General features: G+C 64.4%; 14 protein-coding genes. 7 read left to right on the top strand and 7 right to left on the bottom strand.

Annotated elements, in window-relative coordinates:
• Positions 1–33: 33 nt before the first annotated feature.
• The 3 genes from AB0323_RS23680 (at position 34) to AB0323_RS23690 (ending at position 1482) form a co-directional block, all read left to right on the top strand.
• The gene (locus tag AB0323_RS23680; RefSeq protein WP_366179515.1) at positions 34–150 is read left to right on the top strand and encodes an LPXTG cell wall anchor domain-containing protein; all 117 of its coding nucleotides are present in this window, start codon (positions 34–36) and stop codon (positions 148–150) included.
• 98 nt (positions 151–248) lie between these two features.
• Positions 249–1208, top strand: a complete 960-nt coding sequence (locus tag AB0323_RS23685) for a class C sortase (RefSeq protein ID WP_366179502.1) — start codon at positions 249–251, stop codon at positions 1206–1208.
• A 64-nt stretch (positions 1209–1272) separates the two neighbouring features.
• Positions 1273–1482: a DUF1508 domain-containing protein gene (locus tag AB0323_RS23690; protein ID WP_366179503.1), complete on the top strand. Its 210-nt coding sequence runs from the start codon at positions 1273–1275 to the stop codon at positions 1480–1482.
• 315 nt (positions 1483–1797) lie between these two features.
• On the opposite strand, the gene AB0323_RS23695 is transcribed toward AB0323_RS23690, so the two are convergent.
• The 4 genes from AB0323_RS23695 to AB0323_RS23710 all read right to left on the bottom strand — a co-directional run bounded on the left by AB0323_RS23695 (position 1798) and on the right by AB0323_RS23710 (position 8033).
• Positions 1798–4788, bottom strand: a complete 2991-nt coding sequence (locus AB0323_RS23695) for a glycoside hydrolase family 38 C-terminal domain-containing protein (RefSeq protein WP_366179504.1) — start codon at positions 4786–4788, stop codon at positions 1798–1800.
• Positions 4789–4856: 68 nt separating this feature from the next.
• Positions 4857–5762: a carbohydrate ABC transporter permease gene (locus tag AB0323_RS23700; RefSeq protein ID WP_366179505.1), complete on the bottom strand. Its 906-nt coding sequence runs from the start codon at positions 5760–5762 to the stop codon at positions 4857–4859.
• Positions 5759–6712, bottom strand: a complete 954-nt coding sequence (locus AB0323_RS23705) for a sugar ABC transporter permease (protein ID WP_366179506.1) — start codon at positions 6710–6712, stop codon at positions 5759–5761. Before AB0323_RS23705 ends, AB0323_RS23700 begins: the two co-directional genes overlap by 4 nt.
• Positions 6713–6743: 31 nt before the next feature.
• Positions 6744–8033: an extracellular solute-binding protein gene (locus AB0323_RS23710; RefSeq protein WP_366179507.1), complete on the bottom strand. Its 1290-nt coding sequence runs from the start codon at positions 8031–8033 to the stop codon at positions 6744–6746.
• Between the two features lie 163 nt (positions 8034–8196).
• Between AB0323_RS23710 and AB0323_RS23715 the strand changes: the two genes are divergently transcribed.
• On the top strand, positions 8197–9483 hold the full coding sequence (locus AB0323_RS23715; RefSeq protein ID WP_366179508.1) for a glycosyl hydrolase: 1287 nt from the start codon (positions 8197–8199) through the stop codon (positions 9481–9483).
• Positions 9484–9487: 4 nt separating this feature from the next.
• Here AB0323_RS23715 and AB0323_RS23720 read toward each other — a convergent pair whose 3' ends face one another.
• Positions 9488–10510, bottom strand: a complete 1023-nt coding sequence (locus AB0323_RS23720) for a LacI family DNA-binding transcriptional regulator (RefSeq protein ID WP_366179509.1) — start codon at positions 10508–10510, stop codon at positions 9488–9490.
• 153 nt (positions 10511–10663) lie between these two features.
• Between AB0323_RS23720 and AB0323_RS23725 the strand changes: the two genes are divergently transcribed.
• The gene (locus tag AB0323_RS23725; RefSeq protein ID WP_366179510.1) at positions 10664–12391 is read left to right on the top strand and encodes a hypothetical protein; all 1728 of its coding nucleotides are present in this window, start codon (positions 10664–10666) and stop codon (positions 12389–12391) included.
• 145 nt (positions 12392–12536) lie between these two features.
• The gene (locus AB0323_RS23730) at positions 12537–12896 is read left to right on the top strand and encodes a hypothetical protein (protein ID WP_366179511.1); all 360 of its coding nucleotides are present in this window, start codon (positions 12537–12539) and stop codon (positions 12894–12896) included.
• 44 nt (positions 12897–12940) lie between these two features.
• On the opposite strand, the gene AB0323_RS23735 is transcribed toward AB0323_RS23730, so the two are convergent.
• Positions 12941–13279 (bottom strand): hypothetical protein, encoded by a 339-nt coding sequence (locus tag AB0323_RS23735; RefSeq protein ID WP_366179512.1) that lies wholly within the window; start codon positions 13277–13279, stop codon positions 12941–12943.
• A gap of 153 nt (positions 13280–13432) precedes the next feature.
• Between AB0323_RS23735 and AB0323_RS23740 the strand changes: the two genes are divergently transcribed.
• Positions 13433–14218 (top strand): SDR family NAD(P)-dependent oxidoreductase, encoded by a 786-nt coding sequence (locus AB0323_RS23740; RefSeq protein WP_366179513.1) that lies wholly within the window; start codon positions 13433–13435, stop codon positions 14216–14218.
• Here the strand turns inward: AB0323_RS23740 and AB0323_RS23745 are convergent.
• The gene (locus AB0323_RS23745; protein ID WP_366179514.1) at positions 14175–15248 is read right to left on the bottom strand and encodes an FUSC family protein; all 1074 of its coding nucleotides are present in this window, start codon (positions 15246–15248) and stop codon (positions 14175–14177) included. The two genes, AB0323_RS23740 and AB0323_RS23745, sit on opposite strands and share 44 nt — an antisense overlap.
• Positions 15249–15487 lie beyond the last annotated feature (239 nt).

Here is a 15487-nt window from a genome sequence, read left to right on the forward strand (position 1 = left end):
GACAACGTCCTGGCGAACGCCGCCGGATTCTCGCTGCCGCTCACCGGCGGCGCGGGAACGTGGGCCCTGACCGCCGGCGGGGTCCTCGTGCTGGCCGGCGCGGGGCTGTTCATGGTCACCGGCCGCCGGAAACGCACCGAAGCAAAATAGCACTCCTCGGTGACCTGCACCCTTGATGCAGGGTATGGGGCATCCACCAATTGGTGGATGCCCCATACTGCTCCCGTCCATCAAAGCAAGAGGCTCCAATGACTCAGACCCTCGAGGAATTCATGGAGGGTTCCGAACCCGGCCTGGGAGACCATCCCCGGCGCCCCGAGACCCGCAAGGTATTGCGTAGGCGCACAAGCAGGCGGCGCGGGCGTGCCGACAGGAGATTTGTCACCATGATGATCATCGCCACTGTCGGCCTGGGCCTGGTCCTTTATCCCCAGGCGGCGGACTGGTTCAGCTCGATATCCCACAACAGCCAACTTTCCGGCTACGCGCAGGAAGTCGAACAGCTCGAACCCTCCGCCAGGACGAAAGTGTTGGACCGGGCACGCGAATACAACTCCCGCATTCCTGCCGGACAGCTGAGGGACCCGTATTACGCCCAAGCCCCCACCCAGGCCTTGGAAGGGCAGCTGCGGGACTATCAGAGCCAGTTGAACGTAGCCAATGACGAGGTGATCGGAAGATTCCGTTATCCGTCCCTGAACATTGACCTACCTGTCTTCCATGGAACCAGCGACAACGTCCTTGCCAAAGGCGTAGGCCACCTATTTGGCTCCTCCCTTCCCGTGGGCGGGCCCTCCACGCACAGCGTCCTGACATCGCATTCGGGGATCCCGGAAGCGGAACTGTTCAACCCCCTCCACAGCGCGGAAACGGGTCACATCTTCTCCACGGAAGTCATGGACCACACGTTCCTCTACAAAGTGAACAGGGTCGAAGTGGTCAAACCGGATGAGATTTCCTCATTGAAAATCACCGCGGGCGAGGACTCCATCACCTTGGTGACGTGCACTCCCGTCGGGGTAAACTCACACCGGCTCCTGGTCCATGCCTCCCGGATCGCAGACATCCCCAAAGGCGCCCCGGAACAGAAAACCCTGGTAGGACGCCAAACCAACGTCGGATTCCCGTTCTGGGTTGTCTACTTCATCGGCGGCTTGCTGGCCTTCTATCTGGCTTCGGTTACTTGGAACCGTCGACGAAGCCGATGATCCAAACGCTTCGGGCACGCAAGGGCCTGAGGCGCACCTATCTCCCATGCAAGGAAGCACCACAATGGCCTCACATTTCAATCTGTATGTTGACGCGGACGCCTGCCTGCGGTTCCAACTTGTCACCGCAAACGGAGACGTGCTGCTCACCTCCAAGGCATTTGAGGACGAGGATGCGGCAATCGCAGCGATCTGGTCAGTGCGCGAAGCCGCGGCCCGTGGGCGCATCACTGATCTCACTGGTTCGGTGCCGGAGAACCGCCCCACCGACTAAATCACTGCCCGCGTATCGGGCCAGCCGCAAGACGAATATCGGCGTCGACGGATTTCGATAAATATCTCGCGAAGTCCGCGACACGATTCACCCACCAGCGACACATAGATAGTGCCTGGCATGCGAAGGAACGAGGCTCCTCGCGGACCTGTTGGGGGCCGCTACGAGGCGTCCTGTTCTTGGTGGACCGCATGCCAGGCCGTGCCCACATGCGGTCGTGTGCCCCCATGCGACCCACGGCCAAGGGCACGTGCAAGGATCCAAGGATCCCTGCACGGCGTGCGGCTGGATCTGAGACCCCCAGCCGCACGCCACTCAGCGCACCACGCGTAGGGTTCGGACCTCGAACGGCCGCAGTCGGAGCGCGCCACCGAGGCGCGCATCGCCCAAGGCGTCCTCGATGAGGCTCACCTCACGCACCTCGCGGTGCGGGAAATCAACCGACAGCTCGCCGTTCGTGCGACGGCCGAGCGACTCGTAGACGCGCACGATAACGTCGCCCGACCCGTCGTCGGCGAGCTTCACGCCGGAAACAATGATCCCTTCGCCCCGGACCGAGACCAGCGGCGCGACGTCGTGACCGCCGCGGACTACCGTCCCTGGGGCGTTCATTTCGATGCCCGCGCGGGTCGCCTCGGCGGGACCGGCGCCGATCACCATCCCCGTCGCGATGACGTGCCGTCCGTGGTCGCTGTCAGGGTCCGGGAAGCGCGGAGCGCGCAGCAACGAGAGCCGGACCGTCGTCGTCACTGCGTCATCCGACACCTCACGGGACGTGTCATAGCCGTAGATTGAGTCGTTTACGAGGGCGACGCCGAAGTCGGCCTCGCGCACCAGGACGAAGCGGTGCATCGACGTCTCGAACTTTGCCGCTTCCCAACTCGTGTTTGTGTGCGTAACGCGTGACTGATAGCCGAACTGGGTCTCGGCCTCGGAGTGTGTCGCCTGCACATCGAGCGGGAAGGCGAGCTTCAACAGCTTCTCGGTCTCGTTCCAGTCGATGTCGTTGACGATCTGCAGCATCCTCGAACCGGGCGCCAGGGTGATCGTCTGAGTGATGGTCGACTTGGAGAATGCGCGTTCGATGACGACCTCGGCGCCCGTCCTGGTCAGCCGCGAACAGATGCCGGTGACATCGCGCAGCTCGGTGGAGCTGTTGCGGTAGTAACGATCGATGTCCCAGGCGTCCCACATGTTCGGGAAGTCCTGATGCAGCTGCAGCAGGTTCGCCGCGCGACCATCGGCAACGGCCTCGCGCCCGGTACCGAGTTCGACCGCGGAGACGACAAGGCCCTCGTTGGAGATGCGCACGCGCACGAGGCCGTTCTCGAGCACGATACACTCGCCCGAGTCGTCGAGGGTGACCCGGTCATCGGAGGCTGCGGCCGAGGTGGCGCCGAGCGGCAGCGGACCGGAAACCGACGCCGGCGAGAACACAAGCTCAAGGTCTCCGTCGCCTGCGAGCGAGCGGCGCGCGGCATTCGAGATTGCTTGTGCCCGGGCAATCACGCCGTCGAGGACGGCGACCGCCTCACGGTGCACCCAGGCGATGGAGGTGCCGGGAAGGATGTCGTGGAACTCGTGCAGCAGCACCTGCTGCCACAGCTCGTCGAATTCGGTCTGCGGGTATGCGGTCCCTGTGCGGACGGCGTCCGTCGTCGCCCACAGTTCGGCCTCGATGAGTGCGTGCTCGGCCCGGCGGTGGCGCGACTTGGTGGCGTGCTGGCTGGTGAGAGTGCCACGGTGCAGCTCAAGGTACAACTCGCCGACCCAGACAGCCGGGTACGGCAGCTCGGCCTTGGCGGCGTCGAAGAAGACGTCGGGGTGTTCCCAGGCGACCTGGGCACTGCCCTCGAGGTTCTGCAAGCGCCGGGCGCGGCCCGTCATCTCGCGTGTCGTACCGCCGCCGCCATCACCCCAGCCCACGGGCGCGATCGACCGGGAGCTGACCCGGTTCTCTTTGAACTGACGCGACGCCTTGGCTACCTCCATGCCGCTCAGCTGCGAGTTGTACGTGTCCATTGACGGGAAGTGCGTGAACATCCGCGAACCGTCAATGCCCTCCCACAGGAACGTGTGGTGCGGGAAAACGTTCTGCTGGTTCCAGGAAATCTTCTGCGTAAAGAACCACTCGAAGCCGGCGCGGCGCATAAGCTGCGGCAGCGCCGACGAGTAGCCGAAGCTGTCGGGCAACCAGACACCCTTCGAGCGGATGCCGAACTCCCGCTCGAAGAACCGCTGACCGTGCGAGAACTGCCGCACCAGAGACTCACCCGTCGGCATCACCGTGTCGGACTCGACCCACATGCCGCCGAGCGGCAGGAATCGACCGTCGGCCACAGCGGCCTTCACCCGTTCGAACACCTCGGGGCGGTGCTCCTTGAGCCAGGCGTACTGCTGCGCGCTCGACATGCCGAACTTAAACTCCGGTTGCTCTTCCAGCAGTGCCGTCATCGACGACGAGGTGCGTGCGACCTTGCGGATCGTCTCGCGGACCGGCCACAGCCAGGCCGAGTCAATGTGCGCGTGGCCGATGGCCGAGATGCGATGGGCACTGGCCTCGGCGGGAGCCGCGAGCACGTCGGCCAGCTTCGCGCGGGCGTCCGCAGCGGTCGCGGCGATGCGCTGAAGGTCGAACACGTCGAGGGCGTCATCCATGGCCTGCAGTATGCGCATGCGCCGCGGCGAGGTGTGCGGAAGCTCGGCCTGCAGCTCGAACAACACGTCCAGATCGAGGGAGAGCTCGAAGACCTCCCGCTCGAAGACGGCAAGATCCATCCGGCGCGTGCGGTAGAGCCGTTCCCTGGACGAGGTGAGGATGTCGCCCTCCTGCGTCGGGAGGAAGGGATGGTAGTCGAGCAGCACGGGGTTGGATGCCGCTTCGAGGTACAGTTCGACGGCCTCGCCGCCGTCGGCCGCCGCGGTGATCGGCAGCCACTGGTTGCGCGGGTTGATGCTCTTCACCGGAGTGCCGTCGGCACGATAGACGAGCGCCTCGCATTGGAAGCCTGCCATGTTGATATCGAACCCGAGGTCGACGACGGCTTCCACCGTGCGTCCTGCCCAGTCGGCCGGCACGCGGCCGGTGAGCCGGAACCAGGTGGTGCCCCAGGCGGGACCCCATGGCGCTCCGACGGACCCGGGCGCGTAGTCGATCGCGAGCCCGGCGGCAGGGCTGATCGGCTCGCCGGCGAGCTCATGGATTTCGACGGTGAGAGGCACTGATGCCGAGTGGATCGCCGGACGGATACGCTCCTCGAGGACGCGCTTGACGCGGGCGACGGTGAGCGGGGTGTCCTCATGCATGGCCTGTTCTCCGGATTCGACGCTGAAGGTCTGCTAAAGCGCTCAAGAGGCCTAGATCTCCGTGTCCGTCATCCCTTGATGCTTCCCTCCTCGACGCCCTTGAAGAACCATCTCTGCAAGACCGCGAAGAGCAGGATGATCGGCACGAGGGCGATCATCGTTCCCGCTGCGATCACGCGTGGATTCGCCGAGAAGTTGGAGCTGAGATATTGCATCCCGACAGTCAGCGTGTAGTTCGCGGGATCTGAAAGCACAACGAGCGGCCACAGGAAATCGTCCCACGCGCCGATGAACGCGAAGAGCGCAACGACCGAGACCATGCCCCGCACGTTCGGCCAGACGATGTGGCGCAGGCGCTGCATCGTGTTCGCTCCGTCGATGGTCGCCGCATCCAGCGTGTCCGCCGGGATCATGCGGCACGCGGCCGTCATCAGCAGCACGTTGATCGCCGCGACCGCGCCGGGGAGGAAGACACCCCAGAGCGTGTTCGCGAGCCCCAATGACTTCACTGTGAGGTACTGGCTTGTCAGGGTGACCTCGCCCGGGATCAGCAGCGTTGAGAAGAAGATGGCAACGACGACCCACTTGAAGCGGAACTTCATCGTGCCCAGCGCGTAGCCGCCGAGCGTCGCGAACACGACGTTGGTGATCACCGTACCGGCGCCGACGAGCAGGGAGTGCCAGGCGTAGTCGACCACCGGAATCGTGCGGAACACTTCTGCGTAATTATCCAGCGTCGGAGCCGCCGGAATCAGCGAGGGCGGGAAATCGTAAATGTTCTCCGACGCCCCTTTGAGCGAGGTCGACATCTGCCAGAGGAAGGGGAACACCATGAGCACCAGTACGCCGAGAAGCAGCGCGTATTTGCCGATCAGGCCGCCGAGGGATGGCTTCATGATGTCCGCCGAACCGCGGGTACGGTAGGGATTCTCCTGCGGTGGCTTGACCCTTCCGCTCGTCTGCACCGCAGTCATCGCTGGGCCTCCTGAACCGTCGCCTCGAGTGTGGTCTTCGCGGCCCTGGCACTGCGCCTGTTCGCCAACGCTTCGCGGATGGTGTCACCGTTGTTCACGATGCCCACGATCAACAGCGGAACGAGGGTCAGCAGGAACAGCACCAGCGAGATCGCGGATGCATAGCCGACCTGACCGTTGAGTCCCTTGCCCATCGACTGGATGAGCATCACCATGCTCATCGCTCGCCCGCCCGGCCCCCCTGAACCATTGGAGAGCACGAAGAGCTCGGTGAAGACGCGCGTCGCCCCTACGCATACCAGCACCGACACGAGCATCATCGGTCCGCGTACCCCAGGGACGGTCACCGACCAGAATCGGCGCCAGCGGCCGGCGCCGTCCATCGCCGCAGCCTCGTGCAACTCGCGGCCGACGTTTCCGAGGGCCGCCAGATAGACGACCATGTAGTAGCCGAGCCCCTTCCACACGGTCAATCCGATCGCACATCCGATCAGCAACCAGCGGTCGGAGAGGAACTCGACCGGACGGTCGATGAGGCCGAAAAAACTCAGCGCGGAGTTGATCGTGCCACTGCCCGAGAAGAGGAACTCCCAGACGATCGCCACGACCACCGCGGAGGCGATCACGGGAAAATAGAAGGTGGTACGGAAAAACCCGATCGCCGGCACCTTGTTGTGCACGAGCAGTGCGAGCAGCAACGGGAGGAACGTCAGCAGCGGCACGCACACGACGACATAGACCAACGAGGTCGTCAGCGCGTAGCCGAAGCGATCGTCCTCGAGCATCTTGTCGAAGTTCGCGAAGCCGACGAACTCCGCCGGACGAAGGGGGCGGGCATCCGTGAATGCGAGTGCGATCGTGTTCAGGAATGGCCAGAGCGCGAACACGACCACCCAGATTACACCGGGTAGAACCAACAGATACGGCGTATACCAGCGTTGTCGTCTCACGGCGACCGCCCCCCTTCATCTCCTCGTCGGCTCAGCCGGCGACGTTCTGCTTCGCGTACTCGACGGCTTTGTCCAGCGCCTCTTGGGCAGGGATTTCCCCCTTGACCGCGAGGGCGATCCGTTGCTTGGCGTAAGTCTCCATCGCCTCGGTGAACCGCGGGGCGCCTACCATCCGGGCGTTTTTCATTTGCGAAGCGGCCAGTTTGGTGGCGACGCCCTGCATCTTGTTCTTCGACGTTTCAGAGAAGGCGGCGGGGTCTTCATTGGCAGCCTTGGTGCCGGGGAAGAAGCCGGGAGCGAGCTTGACGAACGCGACCTGGTTCTTTGTGTTCGTGAGGAACTCCGCGAAGGCGAGTGCCGTGGCGGAGTTCTTCGACTTCGCCGAGACGCTGATGCCCTGCACGAACAGTGGCGGGTTGCCGAAGGCGTTGGTAGCCTCGACGCTGGGCAGGATCGACGGCGCGTTCACGGAGACGTCTTTGTCGATATAGTTCGGTCCCGAGGTAGTCCAGGCGACGGTTCCCTTGTTGAAGGTGTTGATGTTGGCATTCGCGGTTCCGGCGTTTTGCAGCGCCTCGGGTGTGATCGCCCCAAGCTTGTAGAGTTCGGCGTAGCGTTTGATGATCGCCGCGGCCTCGGGGGTGTTGAAGACGAACTTGCCGTCCTTGTAGACGTCGAGCTTCCCGCCCCGATCGGACACCATGCTTTGCAGCGCCTTCGGGCCCGGCACATCCGAGATCGTTTTCACACCTGCCGCCGCGAGCTTGGCCGCGGCATCCAAGGTCTCAGCATGGGTCTTGGGGGGCGCGGTCACTCCGCCCTTGGCGAGCAGGTCCTTGTTCCAGTAGTTAAGCTCGGTACCCAGGTACCAGGGAAAGCCGAACGAGCCGTCGAGGCCGTCGTACTTGTACGCGCCCACGCCGCCCTCGACGTAGTCGCCGAGGATCTTCGATTTCTTCTTCAGATCGACGAGCTGTCCTGCCGAAGCGAGCGAGTATGCGTACTCCGGCGGAAGATTGACCACGTCCGGGAGCTCTCCGGACCCGGCCTGCTGCAGGAGCTTGTCCTCGTAGCCATCAGCGGGCTGGTCGATCCACTTGACCGTGACGCCCGGGTGCTCCTTCTCGAACGCTTTGGCGACGGCCTCGAAGTAGGGGGTGAACTTGTCGTTCTTCAGGGACCAGGTCTGGAAAGAGATGTTTCCGCTGATCTTTCCTTCGCTGGCGGAATTGGCGGGCGGAGAGGCGCCGCCGGTGCAGGCGGTGAGAGCGAGTGCTGTGGCCACCGCGATGCCTGCGGCGACAGTCGTTCGGATCTTCATGGACGTTCTCCTTCGATAGGTCCAGGCTGCTACGTCTTGTGATGGGCCGTAGTCGCAACCCGTAACTAAAACGGTATAGTGGCGATAGCTTGCCACACCGAGCACCGAACCGTCCAGTGCCGGACGACACCGGCCATGGCATTGATTTCCGGAAAGGACCGCGATGACCCACCCCGTCGCCCCCCTGCGCTTCGGCGCCAACTACACTCCTTCATCCGCATGGATGTACGCATGGATGGCACTGGATCTCGACGACGTGCGCCGGGATTTCGCTTCGCTGGCAGCGATCGGCCTCGACCATGTCCGGATCTTCCCGTTGTGGACGCTGCTCCAACCCAACCGCACCCTGATCCGCGAGAAGGCCGTGGCCGACGTCCGTGCCGTGGTTGACGCGGCGGCCGAATTCGGACTGGATGTCAGCGTCGACGTCATTCAGGGGCACCTGTCGAGCTTCGACTTCATCCCTTCCTGGCTGTCCACGTGGCACGACAAGAACATGTTCACGCACCCCGATGCGCTGAGCGGACAGGCCGATCTGGTCACCCGTCTCGGCGAACGGCTTGGCGACGCAGCCAACTTCCTTGGCTTCACCCTCGGCAACGAAACAAATCAATTCTCCGCCCCGACCCACCCGTCCCCCTGGCCGGTCACCGAGGCCGAGGCCGCGAACTGGATCACGACGCTCCTGGACGCCGCACACACCTCCGCCCCTGCACAGCAGCATGTGCACAGCGAGTACGACGCCGCTTGGTACATGGACGGACACGGCTTCACGCCCGCGCTCGCCTCCCGGCTCGGTGAAATGACCACCGTGCACTCGTGGATCTTCAATGGCACGGCGCAGCGCTACGGCGGTCGTTCCGTGGCATCCGACCGCCACGCCGAGTACATGATCGAGCTCGCCCGCGGGTTCGCCACCGACCCCGGCCGTGCGATCTGGCTGCAGGAGGTGGGTGCACCATCGAACTGCCTTGCTCCTGCGGAGACCCCGGATTTTCTTGAGGCGACACTCCGCTCGGTCGCGCGAACAGAGAACCTCTGGGGCGTCACTTGGTGGTGCTCGCACGACGTAAGCCGCAGCCTCGCGGACTTCCCCGAGCTGGAGTACACCCTGGGCCTCGCCGACCAGGACGGGGCTGTGAAGCCGATCGGACGCCGCTTCGCCGAACTCATCCCCGAGCTTCGCGAGCGGCAACCCGCCCCCGCGCGCACCCTCGGCATCGTCGTCGAGGTCGACGAGAACGAAACCCCGATCAGCCGCGGCGCGATGAGCCCCGGCGGCGCGATCTTCCAAGCGTGGGTGGACGCCTGCACGGCAGGCGCTGACCCGGCCATCGTCACGTCGATCGACGCCGCGAAGCCCGAGGTTCTTGCCGCACGCGGCATAACCGAGCTCATCCGCCCCGCCGCCGGCCGGATCGCCTACGCTTCCCGGAATACCGTGGTCTGAGACCTTAGCGCGGGACGGCGGTGCTCTCGCGCACGGTGAGCTGCGGCAAGGCGCCGATGCGGTCCGCCAGTACCTCGGGCGCATCTATCTGCTCGAGCAGGAACGCTGCTGCCTCCGCCCCGAGCCCGAACGTGTCGCGGGTGATGCACGTGATCGATGGGTGCACGAGCCCCGCGACGACCGAGTCGTCGAAGGAGGCGACGGAGAGATCCTTCGGCACGGGCACCCCCATCTCCTGCGCGACGCGAAGGCCGGCGATCGCCATCACGTCGTTGTCGAAGACCACGGCCGTTGGCCGTTCCAGTCGGCTCAGGAGGCGGCGCATGGCCGTGGATGCCGCGGCCGGCGAGAAGTCGGTGGCGATCACCTCTCCGCGCACCCCGCGTTCACCAAGACCGGCAAGCACCTCGGTGCGCAGGCGCGTGTGTTGGAACTCCGCAGGACCGGCGACGTACGCGATCGAGCGGTGGCCAAGGGCGCCGAGATAGTCGAAGAGAGAGTGCGCCACTTGGCTGTCGTCGAGCCAGATCGTCGCCGGGTGCCCCTCCTCCGACGCATGGCTGCCGAGCACGACGGCGGGGAGAGCGAGATCGCGCAGCACTGGAAAGCGCGGGTCGTCGTCACGAGGATCAATGACGATGACCCCATCGACCTGGTTGGCGCTGTGCCAGCGGCGGTAGGTTGCCACTTCCTCCTCGATCGAGGAGACGAGCACCATTTGCATTGCGATGCGTTTCTCCGCCAGGGCTGACTGGACCCCGGCGATGAGGTCGGTGAAGAACGCCTCCGCACCGAGGGTGCCCGCCGAGCGGTTGACGGCGAATCCAATGACCCCGGCGCCCGCGCCGCCGAGCGCCCGGGCCGCCGAACTCGGAAGCCACTGGTGCTCCTCGGCGATGGTGAGGATGCGCTTTCGTGTCTGCTCACTGACGCCCGGTCGCCCGTTCAGCGCGAACGACACAGCCCCCGGCGACACCCCGGCCAGCCGGGCGATGTCCGTGATGGTCACGCGCTTCGTTTTGTTCATGCTTCAACTGTAGCGATACAGGGTCGTCTCAAAACTTTTTCTGTGCACCGCGGTCCCCACCTGCTACCGTTTTACTAAATCGCTATAGTTGCATCCCACCCGGGTATCTTTCGCGGTGATTCTCGAAGATGCCTCCTCAAGGAAGAGAGAGCAATGAGACGGATAACAGCACTAGGTGCAGCGGCATTACTCGCCGGACTTGCCGCCTTCGGCCCGCAGCCGGCGGTCGCCGATGACGTCGCAAAGGCATCCATAGGCAACACCGCGCACTGCGAGAAGGAGCCACTCACAATGGCGTACTACCGGACGTGGCGCGACGTCACTGTGCCGCAGAACGCCAACTCGAACTTGCCCTACCCGAACGTCACGCGCATGAGCGACCTCCCTGCGGAGATCGATGTGGCGATGGTTTTCGACGCCGGCGCCACGGCCAACACAGACTACTGGCGCACTCTGCGCGACACTTACGTGCCCGCATTGCATGCGCAGGGCACGAAGGTCGTCTACACCTTGTGGCTGGAGCGCCTCGCCAAGGCCAAGATCCCGCTGACCGAAGATGCGTACCGTTCCTACGCGAAGGAACTCGTCGACACTTTCGTCACCCCGTACGGCCTCGACGGCATCGACATCGACGTCGAGTCGTATCCGGATGGCGACGAGCTCACTCGCGCGATTGGAGTGTTCAACGCCCTCGGCAAGCTGATCGGTCCGAAGTCCGGCACCGACAAGCTCTTCATCTTCGACACCAACCAGCACGGCGGCACCCCGTTGTTCAAGGCTGTGCACCAGAACGTCTCCTTCGTGCTCCTGCAGGCCTACGGCCGGGGCACGTGGGGGATGCAGGGGACCTGGAACACGTTCTCGGATAAGATCGCAGCCTGCCAGTTCCTGCCGGGATTCTCGTTCCCCGAGGAGCAGGATTCGACGCGCTGGGGTGACGCCGAGGGTATCTACGATCCCGCCAAAGCACAGTCGAGTAACGCGTACAAGTTTGCAACATGGCAGCCCGAGGGCGGCTCCCCGAAGGGTGGGTTCTTCGCATACGCCGTGGACCGCGACGGCAAGGCCTGGGGGGATGACACCATCACGCCCACCCAGTTCTCTTGGATGAAGAACCTGTCCGCCGTGCAGGACAAGGCCGCGGGCGTCGTGCCCAAGGGCACTTGGTCCCTGGAGGTGGCGTCCGCCCCGGCGCACGGGAGCAAAGTGGGCCCGGGTGACACGGTCGTGTGGACGGTGTCGGCGACCGCCGGATCCGTCGACGTCCGAGGCGCGGCAGTGGCTGTGGACCTCAGCGACCTCGTTGACGACGCGACAATCGAAGGCCTCACGGCGTCGACTGGTACTGCCCAGCAACTTGGCGGGGCCGCGGGATGGACGGTGGATCTGCCTGCCGGGAAGAGCGCGACCCTGAAGGTCTCGGCGCGGATCAACGCCGCCGGTCCCGCTGCCGCCGCCGTGTCGACGGCAGCCGAGGCGCCTGCTCGGGGCCGGGTCTCGGTGACGGTCGCCGGCCAAGCGCCCCGCGCCGACCTCGCAGCCTGCAAGGGGTGCACGGGCATTTCCCTCACGGTAGCGGGTTCGACCCCGACGCCGACCCCGACGGCTGCGCCGACGCCCACCGCCACCGCTACCCCGACCCCGACCCCGACCGGGAAGGCTACCCCGACCAGGAAGGCTACCCCGACCAGGAAGGCTACCCCGACCGGGACCGCTACCCCGACGCCGACCGGGGCCGCCGTCATCACCGGCGCGGGGCCAAAGTCTCCCCTTGCCTTCACGGGCGCGTTCGATCCGTTCTCCTGGTTAGGCGTCGGCGCACTGCTCGCCGCTATCGGCGGGGCGATGGTTGTCTGGCACCGCAGGGTTCGCCGCGGCTGACACGCAGGGAATTCCTATTGCTGAACGCCCTTTTCCGACGGAGGCTTTGGTGTCGCAGATCCCGAATAGTCCGCCGGAACAGTGGCATCCATCGGATGCCACTGTTCCGGGAACCTGCTCGACGTGCCTGCTTCACGGCGCCAGAGTGCGCCTCGTTCACTACGCCGACAAGGCCAGTGCAGCTCCTCGCGACACCTTGGTCTATTCCGCCTGGATCATCAACGATTCCGGGGAAGAGCTCACCGATGTCACCCTTGTACTGCGATCCTTCACCAACGCGGGCATGGAGGATCTGAAGTACGCGAGCGGTCCGTCCGTCTTGACCTTGGGTCCGATGCCGGCCGGAGGGGAAACGGAGCTGGTCTTCACCTATGTCGTCACCGAAAGCGACCAGCGCCATGCAGGGGAGCTCATCAGTGCCATGGCTGTCCAGGCAGTGACTGCTTCCGGGGCGAAACTGTGGGACGAACACGACGCGATCACGCCCATTTGCTTTCCCACATAGTCTGCTCAATGGGTAGTCGCTTGCCTCCGCCGCGGGGCGGGTGCCTACTTTTGCGCCTTCCTTTTCTGCCACTGCCAGGCGTGCCAGAACAGCAGTGTCGCCAGGATGAGGGCGGCGGTCTGGAGAAGCTGTGGGGTCATAGTGCTCAGGATGTAAGCGATCGGCATGGGATTTCCCAGGCTGGAGTTGAACGGGGTCATGGCCTCATTGATGATCACCATGATCGCTATGGCGAGTGCCATCTCCAGCACCCACAACCCGATAATGAACGGGTTCAGCGCAGCTCTGCGCTGAGGTTCCTCAACCGGGCCCAGGTGATGCTCCAGCGCATTCCCGTGCTCGTCGATTTCGCGGAACTCAATCCTGGCTTGAGCCTCGTCCATGGTCCGTTCCCCCGGTTTGGCAGCCGTTGCCCCGCCCTCGGCGGCTTTTGCGGCGCACGTTTGAGGCACTCTACCGCGTGCAGCGGGAACGCACGAGTACCGCCGTCGACATGGCACCCGCCACTCAGGGCCCGACGGGGCTAGTCTGGGCGCATGACAACTCGTGCCAACGAACTCACCGCCTTGGTCACCGGCGCTACTGCCGGGCTCGGTGCCCAATTCGCCCGCCAGCTGGCCGAATCGGGCCACCACCTCGTCCTTGTGGCCCGCGACGAAAGTCGGCTGCGGGCAAGCGCTGAAGTGCTTGAGCGGGACTTCAGTATCTCGGTGGAGGTCCTGCCCGCAGACTTGACCTCCGACGTCGGGGTTGCGGCTGTTGCGGCCAGGCTGCGGGACGCTTCAAGGCCGGTGGACGTGCTGGTCAACAATGCCGGAATCGGTTTGCTGAATTCATTCGAGAAGAACGATGTGGAAGACGAAAAGCGGCATTTGCGGCTGCATGTCCAGACGCCGATGGAACTGTGCCACGCGGCCTTGGAGGTCATGTTGGCACGCAAGACAGGCCGGATCATCAACGTCGCCAGCGTTGCGGCCTTCGCGAACCGGGGCAGCTATTCGGCAGCCAAGGCTTGGCAAGTCAGCTTCAGCCGTTGGGCGAACACTGCGTATGCGGGCAGCGGAGTGAAGGTCACCGCGGTGTGCCCGGGGTTCACCCACACGGAATTCCACGATCGCATGGGCATGGACAAGTCGGTGGCTCCGCGCTTCTTGTGGCTGAAGGCCGAGCGAGTTGTCCGGGAAGGATTGGAAGACAACGCCAAGGGTAAAGGGGTGTCCATCCCGACGAAGCGTTACAAAGCGATCACCGCCGTCATGCGTTTCCTGCCGGCGAAGCTTACGTCAGGTCCGCCCCGCCGCGCCGCGAAGCAAGTGAAGTAAGCCGGGGCGCCTGGAGCAGCACCGCCACCGCAATCCCGATCACGGCCCCTACGAACGTCTCCACCCCGCGTTCCAGGACCAGCACGCCAGGATCGGAGGGCGCAGCCAGTTGGGTCATCAGCAGGATGACCGGGGTGAAGAACACCATCGCCCAGCCGTAGTGCCTGCTCATGAACAGCTCAGTGGGGAACTGGAAGACGATCACCAGCAGGGCAAGGATGATGGTGGTTTGCCCGGGGAAATAGTGCAGTGGGGAAAACGGTCCTGGAAAGAGTACGACGGCGACAATCCCCAATCCGAGGAACGTCCCCACGATGCGGTGAATGCCGCGGTGTAACCGGCTGGGCATATCGGCTCCGGCCAGCGGAACAGCGGCGGCGGCCATGGCCCAGTGCGGGTGCCCGCTGCCCGTGAGTACCCCGCAAGCACCTGCCGCGCCGACGGCGAGCACATACCGGGCCGCGTGAAGGGCGGCTGCTTGGCGCAGCCGCGCCGAGGACGCCGGAATGTCCCGGATGGCGCCACGTTTCCACACCCGGTACCGAAGCCACCCGGCAAAACCCACCACCATCGAGAACGCTGCCGATGCCGCGCAGATCAGGACCGCGGCAAGGAAGGGGACGGTCGCGGGAACGGAAGCGCAGGCCCCCAGGGCCAGGATTCCAAAGAACGGGCCGTTGGGCTTGAGCCGCACCTTGTCGGAGAACAGCGAGCCCAAGCCCGCCAGCAGCGCCTCGACCACGACCAGTCCCCAGGAATGGATGTGTGAGACGGACAAGAACGTGCCCACCGAGACACCGGCCAGGAGCACCGCGGCAGCTTGCGCTTGGTGCTTGAGCCGCAGTTGGTGTGACTCGGCACGGCCGTACATGCCGGTCAGGGCGCCGAAGACTGCGTAGATGATGAGGTCCGCCCGGCCAACCGCGAGAAGCACAAGCGCCGGCACTGCGACGCTCAGCGCGACGCGGACGGCAGCCAGATGGTCGTTGCTTGCCGGTGGAACGGTATTAAGCGCACGGAAATGGGCCATGATTGATCGCAACGGGACACCACCAATCAATTCAGCCGATCATTGGGAAGCTATCAGCACCCCAGGATCCGCGCCATTAGCTGGGTCACAACGTTGCTTTGTGCGTCCCCACCCAACTAGCTCGCATTTGTTGTCGTTATGAGGCCGGCAAAGTCATATGGTCGTAGCAACGCTCTGATTGATGGAGCGTTCTATGGTCAGGTCATTTCCTCAGAGTGCCCGCAACGAGTTTGTGGACT

This window comes from Arthrobacter sp. NPDC080031, from assembly GCF_040702485.1.
Classification (GTDB): domain Bacteria; phylum Actinomycetota; class Actinomycetes; order Actinomycetales; family Micrococcaceae; genus Arthrobacter.